The sequence below is a fragment of the Serratia sp. TSO36 genome (genome assembly GCF_057808395.1).
Window position 1 is genome coordinate 341,722 of the sequence record NZ_JBJZOU010000024.1, and the last position, 25,403, is coordinate 367,124.

At 58.7% G+C, this 25,403-nt stretch carries 23 protein-coding genes; 3 read left to right on the plus strand and 20 right to left on the minus strand.

The window, feature by feature from the left end; genetic code table 11:
* Window positions 1–3 precede the first annotated feature (3 nt).
* The 20 genes from ACK3CV_RS22405 to csrD all read right to left on the minus strand — a co-directional run bounded on the left by ACK3CV_RS22405 (window position 4) and on the right by csrD (window position 22,214).
* Window positions 4–1,695 (minus strand): glycosyltransferase family 2 protein, encoded by a 1,692-nt coding sequence (locus ACK3CV_RS22405; protein WP_164039536.1) that lies wholly within the window; start codon window positions 1,693–1,695, stop codon window positions 4–6.
* Window positions 1,686–2,039 carry an ApeI family dehydratase gene (locus ACK3CV_RS22410; protein WP_103773223.1) on the minus strand — a complete coding sequence of 118 codons (354 nt, stop codon included), beginning with the start codon at window positions 2,037–2,039 and terminating at the stop codon, window positions 1,686–1,688. Before ACK3CV_RS22410 ends, ACK3CV_RS22405 begins: the two co-directional genes overlap by 10 nt.
* Window positions 2,026–3,387 carry an AMP-binding protein gene (locus tag ACK3CV_RS22415; protein ID WP_164039533.1) on the minus strand — a complete coding sequence of 454 codons (1,362 nt, stop codon included), beginning with the start codon at window positions 3,385–3,387 and terminating at the stop codon, window positions 2,026–2,028. The genes ACK3CV_RS22410 and ACK3CV_RS22415 overlap by 14 nt, the downstream gene beginning before the upstream one ends.
* Entirely contained in the window at window positions 3,384–3,962 is a 579-nt protein-coding gene (locus tag ACK3CV_RS22420; protein WP_164039530.1) for a COG4648 family protein, read from the minus strand. Before ACK3CV_RS22420 ends, ACK3CV_RS22415 begins: the two co-directional genes overlap by 4 nt.
* Before the next feature lie 6 nt (window positions 3,963–3,968).
* Window positions 3,969–4,220 (minus strand): acyl carrier protein, encoded by a 252-nt coding sequence (locus tag ACK3CV_RS22425; RefSeq protein WP_063988567.1) that lies wholly within the window; start codon window positions 4,218–4,220, stop codon window positions 3,969–3,971.
* 13 nt (window positions 4,221–4,233) lie between these two features.
* Complete coding sequence (locus ACK3CV_RS22430) at window positions 4,234–4,491, minus strand: phosphopantetheine-binding protein (protein ID WP_103773226.1); 258 nt, start codon at window positions 4,489–4,491, stop codon at window positions 4,234–4,236.
* Window positions 4,466–5,305, minus strand: coding sequence for a lysophospholipid acyltransferase family protein (locus tag ACK3CV_RS22435; protein WP_424540211.1), 840 nt, complete (start codon window positions 5,303–5,305; stop codon window positions 4,466–4,468). Before ACK3CV_RS22435 ends, ACK3CV_RS22430 begins: the two co-directional genes overlap by 26 nt.
* Window positions 5,281–6,006 (minus strand): beta-ketoacyl synthase chain length factor, encoded by a 726-nt coding sequence (locus ACK3CV_RS22440; RefSeq protein WP_164039523.1) that lies wholly within the window; start codon window positions 6,004–6,006, stop codon window positions 5,281–5,283. The genes ACK3CV_RS22435 and ACK3CV_RS22440 overlap by 25 nt, the downstream gene beginning before the upstream one ends.
* A gap of 66 nt (window positions 6,007–6,072) precedes the next feature.
* A complete protein-coding gene (locus ACK3CV_RS22445) occupies window positions 6,073–7,131 on the minus strand; it encodes a methyltransferase (RefSeq protein ID WP_164039520.1) in 1,059 nt (352 codons plus the stop codon).
* Between the two features lie 65 nt (window positions 7,132–7,196).
* On the minus strand, window positions 7,197–7,586 hold the full coding sequence (locus ACK3CV_RS22450; RefSeq protein WP_164039517.1) for a hypothetical protein: 390 nt from the start codon (window positions 7,584–7,586) through the stop codon (window positions 7,197–7,199).
* Window positions 7,587–8,060: 474 nt separating this feature from the next.
* Window positions 8,061–8,825 carry a CDP-diacylglycerol diphosphatase gene (locus ACK3CV_RS22455; RefSeq protein ID WP_049196166.1) on the minus strand — a complete coding sequence of 255 codons (765 nt, stop codon included), beginning with the start codon at window positions 8,823–8,825 and terminating at the stop codon, window positions 8,061–8,063.
* Between the two features lie 122 nt (window positions 8,826–8,947).
* Window positions 8,948–10,393 carry a metalloprotease TldD gene (gene tldD, locus ACK3CV_RS22460; RefSeq protein ID WP_047570394.1) on the minus strand — a complete coding sequence of 482 codons (1,446 nt, stop codon included), beginning with the start codon at window positions 10,391–10,393 and terminating at the stop codon, window positions 8,948–8,950.
* A 7-nt stretch (window positions 10,394–10,400) separates the two neighbouring features.
* The gene (gene nit1 / locus ACK3CV_RS22465) at window positions 10,401–11,261 is read right to left on the minus strand and encodes a deaminated glutathione amidase (protein WP_164141330.1); all 861 of its coding nucleotides are present in this window, start codon (window positions 11,259–11,261) and stop codon (window positions 10,401–10,403) included.
* Window positions 11,258–15,061 (minus strand): AsmA2 domain-containing protein YhdP, encoded by a 3,804-nt coding sequence (gene yhdP / locus ACK3CV_RS22470; protein ID WP_164141328.1) that lies wholly within the window; start codon window positions 15,059–15,061, stop codon window positions 11,258–11,260. The genes nit1 and yhdP overlap by 4 nt, the downstream gene beginning before the upstream one ends.
* A gap of 53 nt (window positions 15,062–15,114) precedes the next feature.
* Window positions 15,115–16,584 (minus strand): ribonuclease G, encoded by a 1,470-nt coding sequence (rng, locus tag ACK3CV_RS22475; protein ID WP_016930237.1) that lies wholly within the window; start codon window positions 16,582–16,584, stop codon window positions 15,115–15,117.
* A 38-nt stretch (window positions 16,585–16,622) separates the two neighbouring features.
* On the minus strand, window positions 16,623–17,207 hold the full coding sequence (locus ACK3CV_RS22480) for a Maf family protein (RefSeq protein WP_004936921.1): 585 nt from the start codon (window positions 17,205–17,207) through the stop codon (window positions 16,623–16,625).
* Between the two features lie 10 nt (window positions 17,208–17,217).
* Window positions 17,218–17,706: a rod shape-determining protein MreD gene (gene mreD, locus ACK3CV_RS22485; protein WP_004936918.1), complete on the minus strand. Its 489-nt coding sequence runs from the start codon at window positions 17,704–17,706 to the stop codon at window positions 17,218–17,220.
* A complete protein-coding gene (gene mreC, locus ACK3CV_RS22490) occupies window positions 17,703–18,728 on the minus strand; it encodes a rod shape-determining protein MreC (protein WP_164141326.1) in 1,026 nt (341 codons plus the stop codon). The genes mreD and mreC overlap by 4 nt, the downstream gene beginning before the upstream one ends.
* A 94-nt stretch (window positions 18,729–18,822) precedes the next feature.
* Window positions 18,823–19,866 carry a rod shape-determining protein MreB gene (gene mreB / locus ACK3CV_RS22495; protein WP_003855260.1) on the minus strand — a complete coding sequence of 348 codons (1,044 nt, stop codon included), beginning with the start codon at window positions 19,864–19,866 and terminating at the stop codon, window positions 18,823–18,825.
* Window positions 19,867–20,279: 413 nt separating this feature from the next.
* Window positions 20,280–22,214, minus strand: a complete 1,935-nt coding sequence (csrD, locus tag ACK3CV_RS22500; RefSeq protein WP_033636174.1) for an RNase E specificity factor CsrD — start codon at window positions 22,212–22,214, stop codon at window positions 20,280–20,282.
* A gap of 205 nt (window positions 22,215–22,419) precedes the next feature.
* On the opposite strand from csrD, the gene acuI reads away from it, so the two are divergent.
* From acuI to msrQ, 3 genes are all read left to right on the plus strand, one after another.
* Window positions 22,420–23,397: an acrylyl-CoA reductase (NADPH) gene (acuI, locus tag ACK3CV_RS22505; RefSeq protein ID WP_164141324.1), complete on the plus strand. Its 978-nt coding sequence runs from the start codon at window positions 22,420–22,422 to the stop codon at window positions 23,395–23,397.
* A 156-nt stretch (window positions 23,398–23,553) separates the two neighbouring features.
* On the plus strand, window positions 23,554–24,555 hold the full coding sequence (msrP, locus tag ACK3CV_RS22510) for a protein-methionine-sulfoxide reductase catalytic subunit MsrP (protein WP_033636176.1): 1,002 nt from the start codon (window positions 23,554–23,556) through the stop codon (window positions 24,553–24,555).
* On the plus strand, window positions 24,556–25,155 hold the full coding sequence (msrQ, locus tag ACK3CV_RS22515; RefSeq protein WP_033636177.1) for a protein-methionine-sulfoxide reductase heme-binding subunit MsrQ: 600 nt from the start codon (window positions 24,556–24,558) through the stop codon (window positions 25,153–25,155).
* Window positions 25,156–25,403 lie beyond the last annotated feature (248 nt).

Consider the following 25,403-nt stretch of genomic DNA (forward strand, 5'->3'; position numbering starts at 1 on the left):
CCATTACTCCTTATTGGCGGTGTCAGGCAACCGCCAAAAATCGAAAAAGTTAAACCAGTCCAACGGGGACATCAGTGCGAAATGTTCAAGACGGGCAGCATAACGATCGATAGCCGCCTGAAGGGCCTGTTGACGTTCAGCGCGCGGTAATGGCAGCGGATCGGCGAAAGCCTCACAATGTATGTGCAGTTTCCCCTCCCGTTGCAAAGCAAAAATCAACAACACCGGGCAACGCAACAGCGCGGCTAGAATAAACGGCCCTTGCGGGAAGGGCGCAGGCTGCCCCATAAACGAACTCCAGCTGACGCGCCAATCGCCACCGCGCTGCGGATTTACCGCAATGCGATCGCCAACGATAGCCACCCACTCACCGCGATCCAATTTATCCTTGAGCAACATTGCCGTTTCAGGACCAATGTCATTCACCGGGAGCAGGTTTATTCCCGCCTGCGGCGCCATTTCTTCCATCACCTGTTTAAAGCGTTGGGCGTTTTCGCTGAAGACCAGGGCGTTCACCACTTTCCCACCTTGCCGCTGCGCCAGCGCCCGACACGCCTCCACATCCCCCAGGTGTGAAGCCAATAACAGCTTCCCCTGCGTACTGTCGCTATTTAGCGCCGCTTCCGCCCCCGGAGCAAAAACGATATCTCGCCCCAATTTCAGCTCTCCCCGCCAACCGGCTACCTTATCCAACATGGCGTGCCCAAATCGCAAAAAGTGGCGGTAACTGTTCAGATGCGGGGGAATTGCCTGCCGGCGCAAAACAAGCTGCTGACGTACGCGCGCAAGCCACTGCCGGGATGCCCGTCTGGGCCCCGCCGCGCTCAGCCAATAGACGCCAACTACCGGCCACAGCAGAAGCGAAAATGCGCGGCGACCGAGCAACCGCCACACAGCCAACATGAAGCGCATGCCCCACATTCCTTTGACTTCCGCTTGTTTCGCCCAATGCGCATTTGTGCTGCGGCACAACAGAGAAGGAATACGCGGCAACATGCCGAAAAATAGCCGGGCGTGCATCATCGAGATACGAACGTTGTCCTTCAACGTATCGAAATGCGATACCCCGTCCAAGGGATAAGTCACTCGCGTCGGGACGAAATAGCTGGTGTTGCCCTGCCAATAAAGGCGCACCATCACCTCCGTATCGAAATCCATCCGCCTCCCCAGTGAAACGCGCCCGGCGAGCCGCAAAGTCGGGGCTAACGGGTAAACGCGAAAGCCGCACATACTATCTTTCAACTGCAGAGAAAGCGTTTCAATCCATACCCAAACATGCGTAACCCAACGTCCGTAGAGGCGCGATCGCGGCACGGAATCATCGTATATCGGCAATCCGGAAATCAGCGCTTCCGGATACCGTTCACTGAGCGCTAACAGTGCAGGGATGTCTTCAATCGCATGTTGTCCATCGGCATCGACCTGCACCGCATGGGTAAAACCAGCGCATGCTGCCGCCTCCAAACCGCGAATAACGGCTACGCCCTTACCAGCGTTGACATCCTGACGAACCAGAATCACACGTTCGTATTGCGCAGCCAGAGCATCAAGCTCCCGCCGCGTGCTGGCATCACTGCCGTCATCGACGATAATGCAGGGCAAGGCCAACGGCTCGAGACGCGATAGTACGCGCGCCATCATCGCGCCGTGGTTGTAGCAGGGGATCACGACGCAGGGAAAATAACTCAACGACATAACCGGATTTTCCCGCTGCTGGCGGTATGAAGGGTTGCGCCATCATGCCGCAGGTAAGCGAAAGTAAGGCTGCCACGCTCCTCATGCCAATTGAGTTTCAGCGTCACTCGATTTTCCGGCAACAACGGCGCCTGAAATTTGACGTTCTGAATACTATGGAAGTGAAAACCCGGCGCGAGCAGCATCGCGGAAAAATGCATTACCCAGTCGAGTTGCGCTACGCCCGGTAACAGCGGCTGCACGGCGAAATGCCCTTTGAACCAGAACAGTTCCGGCTCAAGAGAAAAGGTGATCTCTGCTTGACCAGGCTGCGGCTGGTGGCATTCGATTTTATGGGGCGTCATTGAAAAACTCCTGTAATTGCGTATCAACGCGCTTATTCATGCTGTTTACCGGGATTTCATCAACCACCCGCCAATAACGAGGAATAGCCACCGGCTCAAGCCACGGCAATAGTGCACGACGCCACGACAACTCCAACGCGTTGCCATGCTTTTCTCGCCAGGCATCCTGCCGTTCACGATCTAATACCAGCAACGCGCCAATACCTTGGCGTCCTCGACGAAAAATCGGCAACGCGGCAGCATCCTGAATGCCGTCCAGCGCTATCAGCCGGCGTTCTACTTCACTCAGTGAGATGCGTTTCTCTTCAATTTTTACCACTCGTCCACGGCGCCCTTGCAAACGGAAACGACCATGCTGGATAAACTGCAGCTCATCATCCAATAATTGCCCGTCAGGTTGCGCAATCAACGGTGATACGGCGCAGAAGGCATCGCCCTTCGCCGTGATCCTTACCCCCGGAAAAAGTTGCCACGGAATGTCATCTTGTTCGCGGTAGCGCCAGGCAAGAATGCCGGTTTCAGTACTGCCGTAAATTTCATCCGGCCAGACGCCGAGCCAGGCTTGCGTCGCCATAACGTCTTTCCATGGCAACATGCCGCCTGCGGAGAAAATCATGCTGACCGATGGCGCAGCCAATCGGGGATCGAGCCGTTTGAGGAAAGCAGGGCTGCTGACAAACAGATAGCGATATGAACGATCAAAAGCAGCCAACTGTTCGACGTAGTGAACCATTGCCGCATGCAGAGGCAATCCCTGCGACATAGGCAAGAAAATGCTAAACGTGAGACCATAGAGATGCAGGGGAGCCACCGATGCCACCACACGACAACCGTCCAACTGCCCAGAAAAGCGGGTTGCTAACAGTCTGGCTTCATAATCCAGAACCGCGACCCGCTTAACGACCCTTTTGGGTTGCCCGGTGGATCCGGAAGTAAACAGTTCGATGCTGGCGTCATCGGTGATCGCCGGTAGACTTATCTTCGTCGGCTCCGGCTTTTGGGCAGATTCCACAACGAGCAGCGCCCCACTCCAGCACAGTTCGGCATCACTTAACACGCCGCTGAACAGCGACCGTTGCTCTTCAAGCAGTGAGACCCGGCGATGCCCTGGGATCACCGGTGTTTTGCCGGCGTACAAGACAGCCAACAACGCCACAATTAACAGATAGCTGTTTTCAAAGCACAGCGCCCAGCGCTCGGCCTCTTGCTGACGCAAGCGATCGAGCAATATCGATACGTCATAGCGCAATTGACCGAGTGTCCAGGTCTGTTCGCCAAGCCAAGCAATGGGCGTCTCATCGGAGCGCGATGCACTTAACCATTGCGACAATGAAAGAGGGAGAGTCATCGCATATCTCGCCGTATTACTCGACGACGCACCAACCATTCGCCGGCCATCAGCGCGCCTATCAGCAGATAAGCAATCATGCCGTTCCACATTGTCCAAAGCGCCATATCTCCATGCAAGGCGGTTAGGAAGGCCATGGAGCCGTTGAACACGAAGAAGATGCACCAGACCTGGGTTACACGACGCGTATAACGAACGCCTTCAGGGGGCAACTGCGGATCGCGCAGCCGAGCCAAACGCTCGACCAACGGCATATCACTCCGCAGCGAACCTCCAAAGCCAAACAGCATCACCAAATTGACAACCACCGGCCACCACAACAGCAGCTGATGGGCGCGTAACAGCGCGCTGGCAACGCATAACGCAATCCCCGCAAATGCCACACTCTGCATAATGCGATGCATCGGCCCGGCTTTTCGCAGTAGCTGACGTAAGCGTAGAGACAACATCAGCACCATCGATGGCAGCAGCCAATTCAGGCCGTCATGCAGCAGGCCAAACCAAACCAAAAACGGCCAAGCTAACAATATTAGCGCCATCATGATCTGAAGTACCGACAACCTTTTCCCTTGCACGATGGATCAGACTTCTCGCAGCAAACGTTCTACCGCTTCGACGACATCTTGAACGGTTCGCACAGCTTTAAACTCTTCCGGTTTGATCTTCCTACCGGTTTTCTTTTGCAATTGCACGATCATGTCGACCGCATCGATGCTGTCGAGCTCAAGATCTTCATACAAGCGGGCTTCAGGCGTAATCGACGCGGGATCAATTTCAAAGAGTTTGATCAGAAGCGCGGAGACTTCTTCATAAATAGCGTGTTGTTCTGTCATGGCGGACTCTTTCTCAGGCTAGTTGCGAATGAATAAAAGAAGCCAGCGTTGCTACAGAATAAAAGTGCTGACGCATTTCTTCACTTTCGGCGGAAAGCACGATGCCGTACTTATTTTTTACCGCCAGCCCGAGTTCAAGCGCATCGATTGAGTCCAAACCTAATCCTTCCCCGAACAGAGCCGCTTGCGTTTCAATATCATCCGCCGTCAGCTCCTCCAAATTCAATGTATCAATAATGAGATTTTTAATTTCTAGGTAAAGCGCTTGCATCATTAAGTCCCGAAAAAGGTGTTTCAACGAATTGTAATTGTTGAGAAAGATGCCGGTTCAGCTGCCTGGCAGCCAATGCCGGCTCTGGTGTTTTGCCATCATAAAAATGATCGATCGACACTCGACCGCGTACTGTGATCTCAAAGAGCGGCTTTATATGGGGGACATCGTACCATTTGCTCTGTTTATCCAATAAATGCTCACTGCAGCAAATCGCCACAATACGCAGATCGCGGCGGCAGCGGACGGCAATATTGGCCGCCCCGCGCTGCAGAGACATCTTTTTTCCCGGTTCGGTACGCGTGCCCTCAGGAAAAATTAAAATGGTGTCTCCGCGTCCCAATCTTTCCTGACACTGTGGCAACAAAGTCTCAGCTTGACTGTTAACCAGATAATCCGCTGCACGAATCACCCCGCTGACAAACGGATTTTTCAGTAACGCGCTTTTCACTAGGCAATCCGTTTCCGGCATCACGGAAGCCAGCAGCACATAATCAATCAACGTAGGATGGTTCGCCACCACCAGGCAGCCGCGTTCATTACGCAGGCAATCGGCGCCATGGATACGGTAATCGAATACGCCAATGCTCCGCGCCACCGTTAAAAACAAGCGAAAACTGGCTGAAATACTGCGCCGCGCTATACGGCAGCGCTTATTGTCATCACGTACAACAAGCAAGAGCAAATTAAACCAGGTCAGGGAAAGCAGCAGCCCGCCAAGCCCAAATAACGCGAAGCAAAACCCGGTCATTACCAGGCGCCAGATGCGGTTTAATCCGGTTACAACGTTCATTTCATGAGACTCCAACGCCACTGCACCCGTTCTCCATCAATCGTAAAGTGGGGCGTCTGCGCGAGATAGTGCCTTAAGAACTGCAAGCTTTGCGGTAAAGACATTTCATTGCCTGCATAATCACTCTCCGTGGAGCATTGCAACGTATCTCCCGCCTCAAACAACAGCGCCACGGCATACGCCCAGGTGGGCATTTGCGGAGAAAGCCCCGGATGGTAAAACGCTGGGATCACACCATCAAAATCCACCATCAATACACGCTGATGACCGGCCTGCAGCAAGCAAACCACTTCACAAAGCCCTTGCTGGAACGTATCCATACCCGCAGAAAGCGAAGAGGATACGATCGGTTGCTTGGCAACGATCGTCAGATTTCCAACCGCGGAGTTATGAACCGACATGGTAAAATCCGTCGGTGAAACAGCCTGGCCGCTCGCCAATGCATGGAGGATACGGTAGTTACGCTCCAGTTCCCCGTGACGGCTGGTATAAAGCGCTGCGTCAACGGCATGACGACGCAGCAAAGAAAGCCCGCAATCAACCGCCAGCTTACTGCCGGAGCTCAGGCGACGTGCGGCCATCATCGGTAATTCATCAGGCAACGCCTGAGGCGAGCTCGGATCAATGGCATCAGGTTGGTGCGCCCATGCAAGCCACTGTGTCGCGGCGCTCAGACCAGGTGCTCGTGCCTGCCAGTCGACTATGTTCAAGGCAAATTTCATTAACGCAAATCCGTGGTGTATCCGTTATCTCTGGCACAATGCGCCAAATTGGCGCCTCTTTTTAAGTCAAATTTTCTTGCATATGAGTAAGGTATGACCAACACCGAGATGATCGACACGCTTTTCCACCTCAAATCCTGCCGCTTCCAAGTAGCGATAAAATTTCTCTACGCTGTAAAAACGGCTATTGCCGTTAGCCATGCAGGTAAAATAAAGCGACGTGGCGTTCAGGCTGAATGAGGCCGCCTCAAATTTTTGCGCATCCCAGAACAGCTCCATAACACACAACCGAGCGCCAGCTTTCATCACCTTGGCAATGCGTTCCAACATGCCAATTATCTGCTGCGGAGCGAAACAATCGAGGAACTGGCTCATCCACCAGATATCCGCTTCGTCTGGCAATGTGGCATCTTTGAGCATATCAACCGCATGAAAGTCAATGCGGTGAGAAAAACCGGCATTTTCGACATTTTGGCGGGCAAGTGCAATTTGTTGCGGTAAATCCAGTATCGTAATCGTGACATCGTCATCGTATTGGCAGCAACGCAGCGCCCATTTTCCCGTATTTCCCCCAACATCGTACAGGCTTAAGGGTTTGCCGGCGAAAATATGCGGCAACGCCGCATTAAAGGCCGCATCAGAGTAGTAATGATCGAATGCAAACCAACTTTCGCGAGCTGGGGATGGTAACTGGGACAGCACGGGATAGATAGTTTCCGTGTCACTGAACACCTGGAGACCCGCAGGTTTGGACTCCTTTAGCGCTTGCGTCAGAAAGAACAATCCCTGGTAACAAACATCCTGTGTGAAATCCATATTCACACGGGTCATCGTGTCATGCAGTAGAAAGTGCCCCACTTTTGATAGGCGGTAGCGCTCGTCGCGGCAGGTAATGATGCGACCACTCAACCCCATATCCAACAGTACGCTGGTGGCATAATCATTCAGACTGCTATTAGCAACGATTTCATCCAGAAACGCGCCTTGTTCACCTTGCTTATCCAGATAGGCCAACACCCCCCCATTGCGCAAACAAAGCGCCGTTTGAAACAGCATGGGAGCGAAAGCGATGCGTTGCGCTTCAGTTATGGCATCAAGTGCATTAAAGGTGTCTTGTTCATACATAACGATGATAAGCGTCCTGTGCTGAAAATATTTATCGGGCCATACTTGGCCCGACTAAAAAGATATTACTGCACTGCATTCGTGGCAAGATTAACCTGAATATCTTTATCCAGGTTGCGCACCCAACGATTATAGTTTTTATGAATCTTCCCTTGAGAAGCGAGCAAATTCTGGCTGCTGTCATAATCGATAGAATAAGCTGTTGCCGAGTAAGTAATACGCACTTCCGCACTATGATTGCGGTTTTGCTGACGCGCCTTAATGACACCCGGCCCCACATCATTCATGATCCATTGGCGCTGGGCACCAGCCTTCAGGATTGCACTTCTGACTTGAGCTGCACTGTGCCCAGCACTAACCGTCGAATGAACATTATCAACAGGCGCTGTGCGCGCGCATCCCACTAAGGCTCCTGCCACAGAAAATGCGATTAACAACTTGGAAACCCTTTTCATACAACCTCCATATTAAAGTAATTTTGATAACTTTCATCAATGGATAAATGAACGCCTGCAACGCTCACAGACAAATGAAACCACATTTTATTTATTAATCGGCAACCTTACGACATTTTTTAAAAATTTCATGTCACTCATAGACTGAAAAGAATCAATATGAAAATAGTGTAATAAATCGCAAATCCATGAACCATTAGACAGATGAAGTTTGTAAGGCTTCATTATTCACTGAACCTATTAGTGATTATTCCGATTAAATAAACACCATCAAAACGCTTATTCATGGCCATCAGTTCCGGCCATTAAAGTACTCCAAACAATACTCTTACTCAAGAAAAATGTAACCAAATTATACCAACCCATTGGCTCTCATTGCTGAGCATGACTGGCGAAATGGGAGCTACAGAGGTAATGGCTGATACACCTGCACAGGCCAGTTAATCAGCACCGTGCAGCAAGACATTCTTAAGATTAACGCGGCAAAATCGCGCACGTTTTATCCAGCAGCGATTCTACCGAGGCGCGGTTGCCGACATCCCAGCCGCGCTTCGAGGCCAGCAAGATAAAACCCCGTTGGCCGGCAAACGTGGTCGGGACGACGGCCACGCCATACTCCGCCAGCTGCGGCGGCGACAAATGAAAATAATCCGCAAGATCCCTAATCGGGTAGATGCCCATCGCGGTCGGCTGCATCACGCGGCGGGCATAGTAGGTGTGGCGCAGCAGCTTATCCGGCAAGGGGCGCCATTGTTCCTGTATGTAGGGGCGTTCCGCCTGCAGCTGGCGCCGCACATCCTCGCGCAGACAGGTCAGGTGAATGTGCAATTGGTTCTGGCTGCGGCCGTAAGCGGAGTTGATCGCCATGCCCAGCCTGTCGTCCGGCACCGGCCCGCCATACTCGGCGGCCAGCCGGTAACGCATCAGCCATGCATAGCCAAAATAGTCCGTTCGTTCTCCGGCCAGCAGCAGCGGGCTTTCAATGCCGGAAAGCGGCGCCGTCGGCACCAGAATGAAATGATAGGGATAACGCGGGTTTTGCAGCACGCTGAAACCCTGCGCTTTCCCCTGCGGCATATAAATCTGCTCACACGGGGCCGGATCGCGCTTTTGCTGATAGTTGGCCATGCAGAGCTTATCGACCACGCCCCACAGCGCATCGGAACGGGCGCAGCCCGTCAGGGACAGAACGCCCAGCAACAGCAGCCAACGCCGGGCGGAGAAAGCCCAACGCGCCATCCTCGTATTGTTCCGTTTTTTCGCCACGTCAATTTCATTCCATCACTGGGCGCAGGCGCGCCTGCAAGGGCCGCAACATGGGGAATGGATAAGGAGCCAGCGCGTGGCCCCTTGAGGAAAGATTACGCCGTGCCGCCGACGGTCAGCGTATCCAGTTTCAGCGTCGGTTGGCCGACGCCCACCGGCACGCTCTGGCCTTCCTTGCCGCACACGCCCACGCCTTTATCGAGCGCCAGATCGTTGCCGACCATCGAGATCTGCTGCATCGCCTCGATGCCGGAGCCGATCAGCGTCGCCCCTTTCACCGGTTTGGTGATGCGGCCCTTCTCGATCAGGTAGGCTTCGGTGGTGGAGAACACGAACTTGCCGGAGGTGATGTCCACCTGGCCGCCGCCAAAGTTCGGCGCGTACAGGCCGTATTCGACGCTGGCGATGATCTCTTCCGGCGTCGATTGGCCCGCCAGCATGTAGGTATTGGTCATGCGCGGCATCGGCAGATGCGCGTAGGACTCGCGGCGGCCGTTGCCGGTCGGCGCGACGCCCATCAACCGCGCGTTGAGTTTGTCCTGCATGTAGCCTTTCAGCACGCCGTTTTCGATCAGCACGTTGTACTGGCCCGGCACGCCTTCGTCATCGATCGCCAGCGAGCCGCGGCGCCCTTGCAGGGTGCCGTCATCCACCACGGTGCACAGCTCGGAAGCCACCAGCTCGCCCATATGGCCGCTGAACACCGAGGTGCCGCGCCGGTTGAAATCGCCTTCCAGGCCGTGACCCACCGCCTCGTGCAGCAGCACCCCAGGCCAGCCGGCTCCCAACACTACCGGCATATTGCCGGCCGGCGCCGCCACCGCGCCGAGATTGACCAGCGCCATGCGCACCGCTTCTTTGGCATAGGCATCGGCGCGCACGTCGCCGTCGACGGTTTCCAGGAAATAGTCGTAACCGAAACGGCCGCCGCCGCCGCTGGAGCCGCGCTCACGCTTGCCGTCCTGCTCCACCAGCACGCTGACGGAGAGCCGCACCAGCGGGCGAACGTCCGCCGCCAGCGTGCCGTCGGTGGCGGCCACCAACACCTGCTCGTAAACGCCGGTGATGCTGGCGTTCACTTCCTGCACCCGCGCATCGGCGGCGCGCGCCACTTTATCGACGCGGTGCAACAGGGCGATTTTCTCTTCGCGCGGCAGGCTTTGCAGCGGATCGAGCAGCGGGTACAGCGCCCGGTAACCGATTTCGCCCAGGGTGTGCGCCCGCCCGTCGCCCTGCTCGCGCACGATGCTGCGCGCCGCCTGGGCGCTCTGCTGCAGCGCATTCAGGGTGATCTGATCGGCATAGGCGAAACCGGTCTTCTCGCCGCTGACGGCGCGCACGCCGACGCCCTGGTCGATATTGTAAGAGCCATCCTTGATGATGCCGTCCTCGATCACCCAGGCTTCGTGATAGCTGGACTGGAAATAGAGATCGGCGTAGTCGATACGGCGTTCTGCCAGTTGACCCAGTACCGAGTACAGGTCTTGATGACTCAGCTTGTTGGTAGCGAGTAACTGCTCACTGACAAACGTCAGGCTCATAATGGTTTCACTCTTGATTGGAGGATAACGTGTCAGACGGCGCCGTCAGCGACGTCTGGAATCGGTTGTGCTGCAGCACCGGCATCTGTTGCCGCAGGGGCTGCAGGCTTGCGGTGTCCACGCGCACCTTCAGCGCCGCCACGGCGTCCGCGTTCTCAGCCAGCACCTTGCCCCAGCCGTCGACAGCCAGCGTGTGGCCCCAGGTGCGGCGGGTCGGCCCGTGGCGCCCCACCTGCGCCGGCGCCAGGATCATGCACTGGTTCTCGATCGCCCGGGCGCGCAGCAGAATTTCCCAATGCGCCTCGCCGGTGACCCGGGTAAAGGCCGCCGGCACCGAAATCAGTTCGGCCCCCTGTGCCCGCAGCGCCTGGAACAGCGCGGGGAAGCGCAGATCGTAGCATATGGTCATACCCAAACGCCCGACCGGCGTATCCACCACCGTCAGGTGCTGCCCGTGCTGGTAGGTATCCGACTCGCGGTAGTGGCCGTGCGCATCGTTGATGTCCACATCGAACATGTGCAGCTTGTCGTAGCGGGCGCGGATTTCGCCCTGCTCGTCGAACAACAGGCTGCTGGTGGTGATAAGCTCCGGGTTTTCGCGGCTGATCAAGGGCATCGAGCCCACCAGCAACCACACGCCATAGCGGCGCGCCAGCTCGCGCACCGCGTTTTGCAGCGGACCGTCGCCCTGTTTTTCCGCTTGTTGGCGGTAGGCCGCGGAGTTGGCGAACAGCAGCGCGTTCTCCGGCGTCATGACCAGTTTTACCCCGGCATTGAGCTGTTTGATCTGCTGTTCAATCTGGGCCAGGTTATCGCGCACCTGATCGCCACTGCACAACTGCAACAACGCAACGTTAGCATTCCTCATGACGCCTTATCCTCCTTTGCCTTACGAAGTACCTCATTGATCTTCGGCTGGTCGAGATCGCCGCTGATATGGTAACGAATCAGCGAAATCTTGCTCCACAGCGGCCCCAGCACCTGCGAGGCGGCAAATACCGCCGCGCCGACGATCGGGTTGACGACAAACGCCGTGGCCACGCCGACGGTCGCCGAAATCGCCGGCGCCACCACCGCCTCCATATCAATACGGCGGCGCGCCAGATCGATCTGGCCACTCATGGCGATGTCCGCCGCCAAGCCGTCGATCAATAGATTATCAGTATGCATTATGCCATCTTTCAGCCAGGCGGTGCTGCGGATGGAGTCAAAGTAGAAGCCTTTGCCGAAGGTATCGCTGAAATCGAACTGCAGCTTGCGCAGCAAGGCGTCGAAGCTGACCAATCGCAGCAACTGACCGGCGCGGCCGCCGCCCATGCTGTCGATCTCGCCCTTGCCCATCTTGACCTGCAGCGCGCCGCTCAGCGTATTGACCTGCGGCTGCCACGGCGCGCCGTGCCAGTACAGATCGAAGTCCACGTCGTAAGGCGCGCCTTTCAGCGGGATAGTGATGCCGAAGAAGGCGGCGGTTTCATCGATTTTGCCGCCGAGCAGCTTGCCTTTCAGCGAGCTGCGCTCTTCCTGCGCATTTTGCTTCCACAGGCCGGTGGCGCTCATACGCCCTTTGCCGGTGTCGACCAGGCCGTGATCCAGCGTCAGGGTATCCCCTCGATTGCTCAGATCCGCCTCGACCCTGCCGAAGTTCTGCCCCAGCACCCAGCACGACTTGCAGCGCAGCATCAGCGAAGGCCAGTCGCGGAAGGAAACTTTCTCCGCCGGCGGCGTCGGCGTGCCCGCCGCGTTTTTCGTCTCGGCGAACTGCGGGTTGTAATACAGGTAGTTGATATCGGCGCGCCACGGCCCGCGATCGGCCACCCGCAGGCTGCCGTCCACTTCATCGCTCTTAGCGCTCACCACGGTGGCACCCAGCTGTTTTTCGGCCGACAGCGTCAGCTTATGCCAGGCCTGGCCGCCCAACAGCAGCTGCGGCGTGGTCAGCGCCACGGTGGTGGGGAAGCTGAAGCCGCCCACCTGACCGCTGCCGCCCCCCTGTTTCAGCGCCGGCGCCAGCAGGGCCAGCCACTGCTCGCCGTCCAGCGCCGGCAGGTTCAGCGTCATCGACTTGCCGGCCGGCAGCGGCGGCGTGCCGCCACCGTTGGTTTGCCAGGCGGCGCGCGCCAGATTCACCTGTTTTTTGTCGAAGCGCCATTCACTGTTGAAGCGGTTTTGCTTGCCCGCGCTGCCGGTCAACATGAAGCCGTTCAGACCGCCTTTGACCTTAACGTTCACCGGCAACGCCTCGCCCGGCGGTTTGTCCAGCGGTGAAGGTAAGTGACTGCTCACTTTTTTCAAATCCGCGTCGATGCCGATATCGTAGCTGGCCGAGCCCTGATGTGGGAGCGCGATGGCCACCTGGCTCTGCCAGGGCGCACTGCCGCTGAGCGCATCGGCAACCTCTTTCGGCAGGCCGGGGAACTTGCCCGGCTGCCAATCACCCTTCAGGCCGACGTCAATCTTGTAGTCGCGAGCGCCTTCCTGCGTGGAGAAGTTGACCGCCACCGGCTGCCCGAACCAGGTGGCCGACAGCGGGTCGCTCTGCAGGTTACCGTTGTCGAAGCGGAACTTGCCGCTGAGCTTCTGCAACTCGCTATCCAGCGGCTTAATCAGCAACGAGTTGTTGTTCAGCGCCACTTCACCGGTGGCTTTGACCAGCTCGCCGTCCAAGTGGATATTGAGATGTAAGCGCCCACTGACATCACCGCCAATCTGCAGCTGATCCAGCGCCGCCCCCAGCGAATCGTGCAACGGCGTCTGCATGAAGTAGTCGTGCACGTCGCTGCCCGCGCCTGCGACTTCGGCGTCGATCAGCAGCCGCTCTTTCAGGTAATCCGGGATCACCGCGCTGATATTTTTGCCCGCCACCCTGCCCAACCGGGTTTGCGGCGCATGCATCCACAGCCCCTCGTTGGCGAAGTCGAGGTCGATCGCCAAATCGGTCAGCGCCGGCCAGCCCGGTTGGAACTGGAAGGTGGCGTGGCGCAGCGGCACGAAGACTTCAAACTGTCCTTCGTTTTTACGGTACGGGAAGTGCTGCGGATCGCCGGAATAAATCAGCGTGGCGTTATCTACCTGGCCGCCCTGAATGGCGCCGCTCAGGTAGTCCACCAGATGCTTGCCCATCAGCGGTTCCGGGAAATAGCGCCAGGCTTCGGCGCCGTCATACAGGCGGATGCCCGCCAGGATATTCAGCCACGGATCGCCCTTGGCCGGCTGCTGATAACGGAAATCGCCGTTGACCCACAGCGACTTCGCCTTGACGTCCAGCCCCTGACTCGCCAGCTCCCAGCCTTGATCGTTGTAACGCCAGGTCAGCGCGCCGCGCGCGCTGCTGATTTCAAGCGGCGCACGGAACATATCGCCGTAAGGCAAGGTGCTGCCTGCCAGCCCCAGCGTCAGGCGGCCGTTCTCCACCCCGCCGCTCAACGCGCCGGAGAAGTGGTTGACGCCGGGCAGCAGCTCCCAACGCTGCCAGCTAACATCGCGCCACAGCGCCTGGAAACGGCTCTTTTCCGGCTGCTTCAGCGGGATGTCCAGCGCCAGGGCCTCCATCTTCCCCTGCGGCTGCAGATCGTTCCAGCGATCGAGCACGTCCGGGCTGAGGAACGAGAAGGTCGGCAGCAGCGCCGACAGGCGCTCCAGCTGAAGGTTAGTCGCGCGTACCCGCAGCTCTTCATTCTGCGCCGGCCCCATGAATTCGGTGTTTTCCGGCAGCCACAGCGCGGATAGCGCGCCCTGCGGCCAGGCCTGGCCGTCGGTGCTCAACCGCAGCTGCGGCACGTCGAGCTGCCAACCGGTGCCCTGGCGGCGCAGCGACAGCGCCAGATTGTCCACGTCCAGCCGGTGCTGCGCGGCGCCGGTATCCCAGTTGGCCGCCCCCTGCTTGAGCAAAGCATGGCCGCCGGCAATCTCGCCGTTCTGCACCTGCAGCCAGGCCGCCAGGCTGAAGTCGGCGCTTTCCAGCCCGGTGTTGGCGCGCAGCCAGCGGGTAAACCAGGGTTTCATGTCGATGTTATCGGCCTGCAGGTAGACCGTGCCGGTGTCCAACAGGCCCTGATTATCGCGCAGGTCCATGCGCAGCTGCACCACGCCGTGCTGGCCGTTCAGCGTCGACAGGCTGATCTGCCCCTCGGCGCGGTGGCGCTCGCGGCCGTTGAGCCAGGTCAGTTGGGGAATGTCGAATTCGGCGCGCGCGCCGGCAGGCGTCAGGAATGAGATACGGCTGTCGCGCAGATCGAAATGGTCGAGCTGGCGCAGCATCAGATCGCCGATTTTGCCCGGCTCAAGGCCTTCGCCCTGCCGGTCGCCGCCCAGCGTGGCGTTCAGATCGAGGCGGAATTGATAGAAGGTCAGATCGCGGAACTGCCAGCGCCAGTGCAGCAGCGATTGCCACACGTCCAGCGCCAGCGTCACGCGTTCGATATGCACATCGCTTTTGGGCAGCGTGGCGCTCAGGTTGCGCATTTCAAGCTGTGGGCCGAACGTTTCCCAGCTGCCCTGCAGGAAATCCATCTGCACGGGCACGCCGGACAGCTTCTCCACCTGCGCCAGCAGTTGGGGACGGTAGTCGTTCAGCTTCGGCAGCATCAGGCGCAGCCCGCTGATCAGCAGCGCCACAATCACGATTAGGGTGGCGCCTGTTGCTAACAGAATCCCAGGCAGTCGCCTCACGCAGTTCTCCTTGCTCCGCTGCCTGGCAACGGGAATATCTATGCACTGACGGGCTACATCATGACGACGTCGAACTGCTCCTGGCTGTACAACGGTTCGATCTGCACCTTCACCTGTTTGCCGACGAAGATCTCCACTTCGGCCAGCGCATGCGACTCTTCGCTCTTCAACGCTTCGCCGACCGCCGCGGAGGCGTACACCAGGAAGCGATCGGAATCGTAAGCATGGTGCACGCGCACAATCTCGCGCAAGATCTCGTAGCACACGGTTTCCACCGTTTTCACGGTGCCGCGCCCATTGCAAGTAGGACAATCGTGACAGAGCACATGTTCAATGCTTTCACGCGTGCGTTTACGCGTCATTTCAACTAAGCCTAGCTGAGAGAAGCCGTTGATCGTGGTTTTTACCCGATCTTTACTCAACGCCTGCTCCAGCGAGTGCAGCACCCGGCGGCGATGCTCTTCGTTGTTCATATCGATAAAGTCGATGATGATGATGCCGCCCAGGTTACGCAGCCGCAGCTGGCGCGCGATGGCCTGCGTCGCCTCGATGTTGGTATTGAAGATGGTTTCGTCGAGGTTGCGGTGGCCGACGAAGGCGCCGGTGTTGATGTCAACGGTGGTCATCGCCTCGGTCTGATCGATGATCAGATAGCCGCCGGACTTCAGCTCCACCTTGCGCTCCAGCGCGCGCTGGATCTCGTTTTCCACATCGTACAGATCGAAAATCGGCTGGCTGCCGGTATAGAGTTCGAGCTTGTTGGTGATGTCCGGAATGTACTCGCCGGTAAACTCCACCAGCAGATCGTGCGTCAGCCGCGAATCGACGCGGATGCGATCCAACGCCGCGCCGGCGAAATCGCGCAGGATGCGCTGCGCCAGCGCCAGCTCGCCGTACAGCTTGTATTTGGTCTGGTTGCGCTTCTTGCGCTCCATCACCTTGGTCCACAGGCGTTTGAGGAACGCGGCGTCCTGCGCCAGCTCTTCCTCGCCGATGCCTTCCGCCGCGGTGCGGATGATAAAACCGCCCAGTTCGTCGCAGTGCGGCGCAACGATGGCTTTCAGGCGCTCGCGCTCGGCTTCGCTTTCAATGCGCTGCGAAACGCCGACGTGCGCCGCGCCCGGCATGAAGACCAGATAGCGCGAAGGCAGCGTGATGTCGGTGGTCAGGCGCGCGCCCTTGGTGCCGAGCGGATCTTTCACCACCTGCACCATCAGGTCTTGCCCCTGGCGCACCAGCTCGGCGATGTCGCGCACGTGGAAGTTTTTCCGCTCGTCGCCGGCGACGCATTCGGTATGCGGCATGATGTCGGAGGCGTGCAGGAAGGCGGCCTTGTCCAGGCCGATGTCGACGAACGCCGCCTGCATCCCCGGCAGGACGCGGCTGACGCGCCCTTTATAGATATTGCCGACGATGCCGCGTTTGGATTCGCGTTCGATATGGATCTCTTGCAGAATGCCGCCATCGATATAGGCGACCCGCGTTTCAGACGGTGTGATATTAACCAGTAGCTCAGCTGTCATGCCTTCTCCTCAGAGCCGGTCGATAATGGCAGCGCCCATCAACCGGTTCTTACATCACGTAATGCGACAAAATTACTGAGCAGCTCATGTGTTTCGACCAGCGGCAAACCAACCACCGCGTGATAACTCCCGGTTATCGTTCTGACGAAACAACCACCCTTTCCTTGAATTCCATAGGCGCCCGCCTTATCCATCGGTTCGCCCGTAGCAATATAGTCGCGGATATCCTGTTGTGACAGGCTGCGGAACGTCACGTCGGTCACCACCAGCTGGCAGCGCACGTCGTGGCGATCGGCGATCGCCACCGCCGTCATCACCTGATGCTGCTTGCCGGACAGCGCCGCCAGCATGTCCGCCGCATGGGCTTCGTCGCGCGGCTTCTCCAGCACCCGGCCGTTGAGCACCACGATGGTGTCGGCGCCCAGCACCGGCCGATCTTCCTGCGCCAGCGCTACGCCGGCTTTGGCCTTGTCCTGCGCCAGGCGGCGCACATAGGCTTCGGCGGCTTCGCCTTCCCGGCGCTGCTCTTCGGTATGCGTCAGCAAAATGTCGAACGACACGCCGAGCAGGGTCAGCAGTTCACGTCGACGTGGGGAGCCGGAGGCCAGATAAAGCGAAGTCATTGAGATACCCTTACTGTACGGCGAACTGACGGCGGATTTTGCGCATCAACAGGAATAACCACGGCCACAAAATGCCGTTTACCACACTACTCCAGAACACCTCTGGGCGGAAAGAGACGTTGATCACTAAAAACTCAGCCCAGAACACCACCACGTCCATCGACAGCGACAGCAGCACGACGATCAGCGCCTGTTGCCACAGCGCCATATTGCGGAACAGTTGGAATTTGAACGCCACCAGATAGGCGATGATGCCCAGCGCCAGCGCGCGCACGCCCAGCGTAGAGCCGAGGATAAGATCCATGATCAGCCCCAGCACGAAGCCGGTGCCGACGTTGACCCGGTGCGGCAAGGCCATCACCCAGTAGATCAGGATCAGCACCAGCCATGAGGGCCGGAACATGTAGATCTGCTCCGGCCACGGCATGATTTGCAGCACCAACGCCACCAGGAACGACAGCCAGATTATCCAGCGCCCGTGGCTGCGGTAGCTGTTCATGGCACCACTCCCGCCGCGGCAGGCTGAGCTTGGGGCTGGACAGAGGCCGGAGCCGCGGTTTGCGGCGCCGCCCCGGTGGCCGGAGCCGGCAACTGCGGCCCGACGGAGCCGGCAGGCGGCAGCACCTGCGGCATCATCTGCATCAGGCGTTCATTGGCCACGCGGTGCACTTCGTCCGGCGGCAGCGGCATGTCGCCGTTGCGATCGGCGCCCCACAGCAGCAGCAGGTAGCGCAAGCGCTGCAGACCGGCGGTCGGCCGCGCCTGAATCACGGTGTAAGCGCGCTGGTTATCGACCTTGACCGAGGAAACCACCGCCACCGGATAGCCTTCCGGGAAGCGGCCGCCGAGGCCGGAGGTGACCAGCACGTCGCCAACGCGGATGTCGGTGTTGTTCGGCAGGTGCTCCAGCTGCAGATCGTCGGCGCAGCCGCTGCCCGCGGCGATCACCCGAATGTCGTTGCGCAGCACCTGGATCGGCAGCGCGTGCGAGGCGTCGCAGATCAGCAGCACGCGGCTGGTGACTTTCGCCACCGCCACCACCTGGCCGACCACGCCCTTGTCGCTGATCACCGGCTGGCCTTCATAGACTCCGTTGTCCGACCCTTTGTCGATCACCACCTGATCGCTGTAAGGATCGGAGCCGGTGGAGATCACCTGGGTGACCATCTTGTGTTCGTCCTGGCGCAGCGGAGAACCCAGCAGCTCGCGCAAGCGGGCGTTTTCCTGCTTGAATTGGCCAAGAAGAAGAATATCGCTGTTTTTCAGCAGCAGTTCCTGCCGCAGAGCGCGGTTTTCCAGCTCCAGCTGTTGGCGGGTGGCCAGCGTTTCTGACACGCTGTCCAAAACTTTACGCGGCCCATTGGCCAGAAAATAGAAAGGGCTGACTGCGGTGTCCATGTAGTTGCGTATCTTCACGAACGTGCCGAGCCGGCTGTCGGCAACGATCAGGCCAATGGCCGCAATCACCGCCAAAAAAAGTCGCAGTTGCAGGGAAGGCCCCCTGCTAAAAATCGGCTTCATAAATTATGCGAGTTCCTCGACAACAGAAAGAGGAACCGTACCCGATTCTCGCTGTGCGCATTCATCCGATACGATTCCTCCTTCCAGGGGCTGACTATTCTTCGCTGAACAAATCGCCGCCGTGCATGTCGATCATTTCCAACGCCTTGCCGCCGCCGCGCGCCACGCAGGTCAGCGGATCTTCCGCCACCACGACCGGGATGCCGGTTTCTTCCATCAGCAGGCGATCGAGGTTGCGCAGCAGCGCGCCGCCGCCGGTCAATACCATGCCGCGTTCGGAAATGTCGGAGGCCAATTCTGGCGGGCACTGCTCCAGCGCAACCATCACCGCGCTGACGATGCCGGTCAGCGGCTCTTGCAGGGCTTCGAGGATTTCATTGGAGTTCAGGGTAAAGCCGCGCGGTACGCCTTCGGCCAGGTTACGGCCGCGGACTTCGATTTCGCGCACTTCATCGCCCGGATAGGCAGAACCGATTTCGTGCTTGATGCGCTCGGCGGTCGCTTCGCCGATCAGCGAGCCGTAGTTGCGGCGCACATAATTGATGATGGCTTCATCGAAACGGTCGCCGCCGATGCGTACGGAAGAGGAGTACACCACGCCGTTCAGCGAGATCACCGCCACTTCAGTGGTACCGCCACCGATATCCACCACCATGGATCCGGTCGCTTCGGAGACCGGCAGGCCTGCGCCGATCGCCGCCGCCATCGGCTCTTCAATCAGGAACACTTCACGCGCGCCGGCCCCTTGGGCGGACTCGCGGATAGCGCGGCGTTCAACCTGGGTCGCGCCGACCGGCACACAGACCAGCACGCGCGGGCTTGGGCGCATGAAACTGTTGCTGTGAACCTGTTTGATAAAGTGCTGCAGCATTTTTTCGGTCACGAAGAAATCGGCGATCACGCCGTCTTTCATCGGGCGAATAGCCGCGATGTTGCCGGGGGTGCGGCCCAGCATCTGTTTGGCGTCATGACCGACGGCCGCGACGCTCTTTGGGGAGCCGGCACGATCCTGACGAATGGCAACCACCGAAGGTTCATTCAGTACGATGCCTTGCCCTTTAACATAAATCAGGGTATTGGCGGTACCCAAGTCGATGGACAAGTCGTTGGAAAACATGCCACGAAATTTCTTAAACATAACGAAAGGATAATCCTGCAAGCTGGGGGCGGAAAATAAAATCCGCCTACTTTACCAACCACACGAAGCAGCGACAAGGCGCAAAAACGTTCTACTTCGGTGAAAAATAGTCTGTATTGTTTCTGCTCGAATGCACGGAAATTGGATGAGGCCTGAATTCCCTGAACAAAGGCTCAGTTTACCACCCTGTCAACGCACGAAACGGCGTAACACAGCTCATAAAATCTAACATATTCCCTGATTGCCGCCGATGGTAAGCACCTACCAACGCCAACCAGATAAAAGCTGACAAGAGCCTATCTCAAATAGGCGTCGTTGTCGCAGGCAGATTGGAGAAAACTCCAAAATGACGGGTGACATGGCCCAGATGGATCCGGCGCTCATTCTACGTCAATTTTTGTCCAGCAATCAGCTTAAACGCGATAACGACGTGAATATTTTTTACGCCCCGCGTCGATCGGTTCCGGCGGCGCGAAAAAGTCGCCCTGCCCGCCGTGGATCCCACGCTCTTTCAGCGTCTGCCACTCGTTGCGCGTGCGTACGCCGGCGGCGAACACCTGCGCGCGCGTGCCCGCGCAGGCGCCGGTCAGGCTCTGCACGAACAGCTGGTTTTCGTCCCGTTTATCGATGCTCCGCACCAACCCCGGGTGGAGCTTGACGATCTCCACCTGCAGCGACTTGATATAGGACGTACTGACCACGGTTAAACCCGCTTTGGACACCGCGAGGCGGCAGCCCAGCCCTGACAACAGCCTCAGCACCGGACGCAAACGGTCGATATGTTGACACACATCTGCCTCCGCAAGTTCAATCAGAATTCGCCGACGTTGACTTTTTTCGCACTGCAGCAATGTATCGCGCAGCCAGCGCTGGAAAGAGCGCTGCAAAATCGAGTCCACGCACAGCGGAAACGCCAGCGTTTCCTCGGGCCACTGCGTCAACAAGGGAATGATGCGGCTCACCTGTTGGCGATCGTAACTTTCCGCCAGCCCGAGCTGCTGCACCAGCGGCATATATTCCGCCGGCAGCAATTCCTGGGTGCCGTCATAGATCCGGCTCATGATCTCGCGATGGTGCACCTCGCCCCCCACGGTCACCGCCGGTTTCTGATACAGCCGCGGGCCGCCGCGCGCCAGCACCTGTTCCAGCAGCGTGCGCCATTTGACGCTGCCGCGCCCCTTTTCCGGCACCTGGCTGTCGTACACATACCACCCGTTTTCGCCCTGCAGCGTAGCGTGGCGCGTCGCCTGCTCCGCATAATCGATCACCTGCTCGGTGGTTTGACCGCTGCGGTACGCCACGATGCCGATGTGCAGGAAGGCCTCGCGGTCGATCAGCGCCGTGGAAGGCAAGGCATCGATGGCGTTGACCAGCTGTGAGGCGATGCCGTCGGCCTCCTTCAGGGTTCGATGCGGCAACAACACGGTAAAATCGCTGTGGAAGTAGCGCGCCAGCAGCGCAGACGGATAGCGCATCACGAAGGTAGACAGCAGATTGACCAGCGAATACATCAGCTCCTGCACCGCCACGCTGCCGTGCGTCTCGCGCAGGGTCTCGAAATCGGGCAGCCGCACCATCATCACGATGCCGTGCGAGCCTTCGTCTTCCAGCTGAGTGGTCAACTGGTTATCGAAGAACAGGCGATTATTGAGCCCGGTTTTGGCGTCCTGCGCGGCGAAGGCGCGGATCAGCGTATCGACCCGGCTGCGCTCTTCCCGCGCTTCCGCCAGATCGGCCAGCAGGCGGTCGAGCGCGCCGCTGACATTGGCCGGCCACTCACGCACGTCGCCCTGCATGACGTTTTCGCGTTCGCCGTTCAGAATGCGCCGTGCGCGGCGTTCCAGACGATCTTCGCCGTCGGCCTGCTCACGCAGCCAGCGCAGGCTGAACAGCAAAACCACCACCATCACGACGATCGACAGCGTGACGGCGGCGGTGGATTGCAGCGTGCGCACGTCGCTGGCGAAGGGATCGCGGTAGGTGATGTGCAGCGTGCTGCCCGGATGCTGCAACAGGGGACGCGAGACCTGACGATAGCCGTTCAGCGCATCCCAGTGCTCTTTTTCCTGCGTCGGCAATTGATAGTCGAGCAGTTGGCTGCTACCGGCCTCTATGCGGATCGACACGATGCCGAGCGTGCGCATGACGATCGGCAACCATTTTTCCTGCTCCTGCGGCGGCTCGCTCAGCATGGCTTGATCGAGAGTGGTGACCAGCGAATCCAAGCGGCGCTCCTGGCGATCCTGGGTAACGTAAAAGAAGCTGTATGAGCATCCCATCAGCATCAAAAACATCGCCAGCGCGACCAACAGAGTGATCAATGCAGAGAGTTTGGTGGTAAATCGCATCCCTGTGCCTTGTCCGCTATGGTTAAGTGAGTGTTCACCCTTTAGCTAAAAGGGGCCGTCCAACCCTAACAAGCCTTGCCGAGGAATTAAACCTGCAAGCGCCATTTTTGTCCTTTATCAGGACTTGGGCCGCTTATTATGCATATAGTCAAATAACTGTGATTCAGCCATTGAATAGAAAAGTGTAAACGAGAGGAAGAGTGACATGCGTGCACTGTTATTGGAACAACAAGACGACCAAACTCTGGCTCATATCAAAGATATCGACAGCGATCGGTTGCCGGAAGGCGATGTCACCGTCGACATCAACTGGTCCAGCCTGAACTACAAGGACGCGCTGGCGATCACCGGCAAAGGCAAGATCGTGCGCAACTTCCCGATGGTGCCGGGCATCGACTTCGCCGGCACCGTGCGCCACAGCCGCGACGATCGCTTCAAAGATGGACAAAGCGTGGTGCTCACCGGCTGGGGCGTGGGCGAACACCACTGGGGCGGGTTGGCCGAGCAGGCGCGCGTCTCCGGTGAGTGGCTGGTGCCGCTGCCGAACGGCCTGGATGAGCGCAAGGCGATGATCATCGGCACCGCCGGCTTTACCGCCATGCTGTGCGTGATGGCGCTGGAGGAAGGCGGCGTGCACCCTGACGACGGCGATATCCTGGTCACCGGCGCCAGCGGCGGCGTGGGCAGCACCGCCATCGCCCTGCTGGCGGCGCTGGGTTACCGGGTGACCGCCATCAGCGGCCGCGACAGCAATACCGACTACCTGAAAGCGCTCGGCGCCAAAGAGGTGATGCCGCGCGATGCCTATATCGACACGCCGCGCCCGCTGGAGAAACAGCTGTGGGCCGGCGCGGTGGACACCGTCGGCGACAAACTGTTGGCGCGGGTGCTGGCGCAGATGAACTATAACGGCACCGTCGCCGCCTGCGGCCTGGCGGGCGGTTATCAGCTGCCGACCACCGTGATGCCGTTCATTCTGCGCAACGTGCGCCTGCAGGGCGTGGATTCGGTGCATACGCCGCTGCATCGCCGCCAAACCGCCTGGGAACGGCTGGCCGGCATTCTGCCGGACAGCTTCTATCAGCAGGCCACGCACGAAATCTCCCTCGAGCAGGCGCCGGCCACCGCCGCCGCGCTGTTGAACAACCAAATCACCGGCCGCACCCTGGTGAAAATCCGCTGACCCTATCCCCCCGGCGACGGGGGGATCGCCCGCTTCTGCGAAATTTCATATTTTCCCACGTCCCCTCGCTTCCGGCCGCCTTTAGCGCCATGCTTATTTCATGGAGACCCGTCAGCCGCTCGCAGGCGGCGGGAATCATTCGCGGAGAACATAAGCATGAACAAACACCCCAAATTGACCGAGGCCGACGTCACGCCGGAGAGCGTATTCCACCAGCGGCGCAAGGTGCTGCAGGCGCTCGGCATCACCGCCGCTTCGCTGGCGCTGCCCACCGGCGCACAGGCGGACCTGCTGTCGTGGTTCAAGGGCAACGATCGCCCCAAGGCGCCGCCGGGCAAAGCGCTGGAATTCAGCAAACCGGCCGCCTGGCAGGCGCAGCTGGCGATGACGCCGGAAGACAAGGTCACCGGCTACAACAACTTCTATGAGTTCGGCCTCGACAAGGCCGATCCGGCCGCCAACGCCGGCGGGCTGAAAACCGAAGGCTGGAAAGTGCGCATCGACGGCGAAGTGGCGAAGCCGATAACGCTGGATATCGACGATCTGATGAAGCGTTTCCCGTTGGAGCAGCGCATTTACCGCATGCGCTGCGTCGAGGCCTGGTCGATGGTGGTGCCGTGGATCGGTTTCGAACTGGGCAAGCTGATCAAGCTGGCCGAACCGAACGGCAACGCGCGCTACGTGGCCTTCCAGACGCTGTACGATCCGGAGCAGATGCCCGGCCAGAAAGATCGCTTTATCGGCGGCGGCCTGAAATACCCCTACGTCGAAGGGCTGCGGCTGGACGAGGCGATGCATCCGCTGGCGCTGCTGACCGTCGGCGTGTACGGCAAAACCCTGCCGCCGCAAAACGGCGCGCCGCTGCGGCTGATCACGCCGTGGAAATATGGCTTCAAAGGTATCAAATCGATCGTGCATATCCGTTTGGTGCGCGATCGGCCGCCGACCACCTGGAACCAATCCGCGCCGAACGAGTACGGTTTTTACGCCAACGTGAACCCGCACGTCGATCATCCGCGCTGGTCGCAGGCTACCGAGCGTTTCATCGGCTCCGGCGGCATTCTCGACGTCAAACGCCAACCGACGCTGCTGTTCAACGGCTATGCTGACCAGGTGGCGTCGCTGTATCGCGGCATGGATCTGCGGGAGAATTTCTAAGTGCGCCTGACGCCTGTTCATATCAAATGGCTGAAAGCCGCCCTGCATCTGGCGGCGTTTCTGCCCTTTCTCTGGCTGGTGCTGGCGGTGGATCAAGGCTGGTTCAGCGCCGATCCGTCCAAGGACATCCAGCATTTTACCGGCAGGATGACGCTGAAACTGCTGCTGGCCACGCTGGCTATCGCCCCGCTGGCGCGCTACGCCCGCCAGCCGCTGCTGATCCGCTGCCGCCGCCTGATGGGGCTGTGGTGCTTTGCCTGGGGCACGCTGCACCTGATAAGCTACTCCACGCTGGAACTGGGGCTGAGCAACCTCGGCCTGCTGGGCAGCGAGCTGGTGAACCGCCCTTATCTGACGCTCGGCATCCTCACCTGGCTGATCCTGCTGGCGCTGGCGGCCACCTCAACGCTGTGGGCGATGCGCAAACTGGGCGCCAAATGGCAAATGTTGCACAACTTCGTCTATCTGGCGGCGATCCTCGCCCCCATCCACTACCTGTGGTCGGTCAAAACGTTTTCCCCTCAGCCGTTCATCTACGCGCTGCTGGCGGTGGCGCTGTTGGGCCTGCGTTACAAGAAATTCCGCGCCTGGTGGCGCTGAACTACGCGGCGGCGCGCGTTATTGGTACGGAAAAACGCGCGCCGCCGGCGGGAACTTTTTCTGTGTTCCAGCGCTCATATTCCTGTCACGGATCCCCGAGTTCGTCGATTTGGGGTTGAATATCTTCGCTGATAAGACCAGTATTTAGCTGCGAATTGCTACGATATCGTTATAATGCCCGACCTTGTTTCTGTTCTCAGGGTGAATTTGCCCCTTAACAGGTGACAAATCGATAACATCGGGTTATT

What these genes read in the sequence shown, in the direction of transcription:
- ACK3CV_RS22405 (WP_164039536.1), bottom strand. Translation starts at nt 1,695, where the DNA reads ATGTCGTTGAGTTATTTTCCCTGCGTCGTGATCCCCTGCTACAACCAC.
- ACK3CV_RS22410 (WP_103773223.1), bottom strand. Translation starts at nt 2,039, where the DNA reads ATGACGCCCCATAAAATCGAATGCCACCAGCCGCAGCCTGGTCAAGCA.
- ACK3CV_RS22415 (WP_164039533.1), bottom strand. Translation starts at nt 3,387, where the DNA reads ATGACTCTCCCTCTTTCATTGTCGCAATGGTTAAGTGCATCGCGCTCC.
- ACK3CV_RS22425 (WP_063988567.1), bottom strand. Translation starts at nt 4,220, where the DNA reads ATGACAGAACAACACGCTATTTATGAAGAAGTCTCCGCGCTTCTGATC.
- ACK3CV_RS22430 (WP_103773226.1), bottom strand. Translation starts at nt 4,491, where the DNA reads ATGCAAGCGCTTTACCTAGAAATTAAAAATCTCATTATTGATACATTG.
- ACK3CV_RS22440 (WP_164039523.1), bottom strand. Translation starts at nt 6,006, where the DNA reads ATGAAATTTGCCTTGAACATAGTCGACTGGCAGGCACGAGCACCTGGT.
- ACK3CV_RS22445 (WP_164039520.1), bottom strand. Translation starts at nt 7,131, where the DNA reads ATGTATGAACAAGACACCTTTAATGCACTTGATGCCATAACTGAAGCG.
- ACK3CV_RS22450 (WP_164039517.1), bottom strand. Translation starts at nt 7,586, where the DNA reads ATGAAAAGGGTTTCCAAGTTGTTAATCGCATTTTCTGTGGCAGGAGCC.
- ACK3CV_RS22455 (WP_049196166.1), bottom strand. Translation starts at nt 8,825, where the DNA reads ATGGCGCGTTGGGCTTTCTCCGCCCGGCGTTGGCTGCTGTTGCTGGGC.
- tldD (WP_047570394.1), bottom strand. Translation starts at nt 10,393, where the DNA reads ATGAGCCTGACGTTTGTCAGTGAGCAGTTACTCGCTACCAACAAGCTG.
- nit1 (WP_164141330.1), bottom strand. Translation starts at nt 11,261, where the DNA reads ATGAGGAATGCTAACGTTGCGTTGTTGCAGTTGTGCAGTGGCGATCAG.
- rng (WP_016930237.1), bottom strand. Translation starts at nt 16,584, where the DNA reads ATGACAGCTGAGCTACTGGTTAATATCACACCGTCTGAAACGCGGGTC.
- ACK3CV_RS22480 (WP_004936921.1), bottom strand. Translation starts at nt 17,207, where the DNA reads ATGACTTCGCTTTATCTGGCCTCCGGCTCCCCACGTCGACGTGAACTG.
- mreD (WP_004936918.1), bottom strand. Translation starts at nt 17,706, where the DNA reads ATGAACAGCTACCGCAGCCACGGGCGCTGGATAATCTGGCTGTCGTTC.
- mreC (WP_164141326.1), bottom strand. Translation starts at nt 18,728, where the DNA reads ATGAAGCCGATTTTTAGCAGGGGGCCTTCCCTGCAACTGCGACTTTTT.
- mreB (WP_003855260.1), bottom strand. Translation starts at nt 19,866, where the DNA reads ATGTTTAAGAAATTTCGTGGCATGTTTTCCAACGACTTGTCCATCGAC.
- csrD (WP_033636174.1), bottom strand. Translation starts at nt 22,214, where the DNA reads ATGCGATTTACCACCAAACTCTCTGCATTGATCACTCTGTTGGTCGCG.
- acuI (WP_164141324.1), top strand. Translation starts at nt 22,420, where the DNA reads ATGCGTGCACTGTTATTGGAACAACAAGACGACCAAACTCTGGCTCAT.
- msrP (WP_033636176.1), top strand. Translation starts at nt 23,554, where the DNA reads ATGAACAAACACCCCAAATTGACCGAGGCCGACGTCACGCCGGAGAGC.